The sequence below is a fragment of the Streptomyces atriruber genome (assembly GCF_001418325.1).
GTDB classification, from domain to species: domain Bacteria; phylum Actinomycetota; class Actinomycetes; order Streptomycetales; family Streptomycetaceae; genus Streptomyces; species Streptomyces atriruber.
In genome coordinates this window covers 1-1241 of record NZ_LIPN01000669.1, presented here as the reverse complement: position 1 = coordinate 1241, position 1241 = coordinate 1, and the positions used below count along the sequence as shown (strand labels likewise).

Genomic DNA, 1241 nt, shown 5'->3' with positions numbered 1-1241 from the left:
AGCGGTCGCGGGCCGCGGGGCCCGCCACCCACACCTCGTCGTACGCCTTCGCGTAGGGGTTGCAGGAGGAGAGCTTGTCGCTCTCGCCGTGGTTGATGAAGGCGTGCTTGATCGTGGGGATGCGCAGGACCTGCGAGGTCTTCGCGGCGTTCGCCGGGTGCAGCATCATCTTCAGCGTCGACGTCTCCAGCGAGAACATCGTGGCGACCTTCGGGAAGCAGATGATCGGGACGTCGGTGGCGTCGATCTTCTGCACCATGAAGCGCTCACGCAGCACGATCAGCGGATTGCCGTCGAGCTCGGAGAGCGTGGAGAGCCACATGTTCGCCTGGTACGCGGACGTCGTGCCGCCCGAGAAGTACATGGCGACGGTCGGCTTGTAGTCGGCCAGCCACTCGTCGAGCCACTCCATGACCTTCTGGTCGTTCTTCGCCCGCTTCTTCGGGAGCAGCCAGGTGGCGAGGTACAGCGCGCCGACGCCGATCAGCAGGATGGAGACGGCGAGCCCGATGCCGCCCCAGTACGCGTCGGTGGTCGCCGCGGTGACCAGCAGGCCGACCGTCGTCGGGACCGAGAAGGTCAGCAGGCGGTGGGCCTGGCGGCGGGCCAGGATCCGCGGCGGGGCGGCCGTCAGGTGCAGCTTCGACGTGTCGATGTTGCGCGTGACGATCGGCAGCGAGCGGGTGCGGCGCACCAGCACGGCGACGGCCTGGCAGCCGAAGTGCAGGGCGTAGAAGGCGAGCAGCGCGATCGTCAGCGGCGACTGCTCGGCCAGCGGCTCGATGCCGTCGATGCGCAGCAGGCCGACGAGGATCAGCATGTCGCGCAGCAGCTGGCGCACCGTGACGTCGAAGCGGATCTTGCCAAGGAGGGAGAGGAGGCCCGGCTGCTTGTACTGCAGATAGATGTCGAGCGCGAGGTTCGCGGCGGCCGCGGCGACGAACACCGGGACGTAGGGGATCAGCGCGGTCGCGAGCTGTGTCGCGAAGAGCGCGAACATCGCGAACAGCGCTGACAGCTGCACGATGCGTCGGGGGGCGAGTCCGGCAGAGGGCACGGGCTTGGGCTCCTGGCGGGGAAGAAGAGGGAATGGGGGGAAGTCGACCACTGACCGTATGACGCGCAGTGGCCCCCTAGCAATCTTCCGTGACATCAATCACCGGATAAAGGGTCAAAGGGACTGAACCTCGGGGTCGTTTTTCGCCTCAGACGGGAATACGCCCACCCCCGCGGTCCCGGCC

1 pseudogene is annotated in these 1241 nt (G+C 67.4%); it reads right to left on the bottom strand.

From position 1 onward, the window contains the following. A pseudogene (locus AOK03_RS39900) lies at positions 1 to 1057 on the bottom strand (hypothetical protein); the annotation flags it as partial. Positions 1058 to 1241 lie beyond the last annotated feature (184 nt).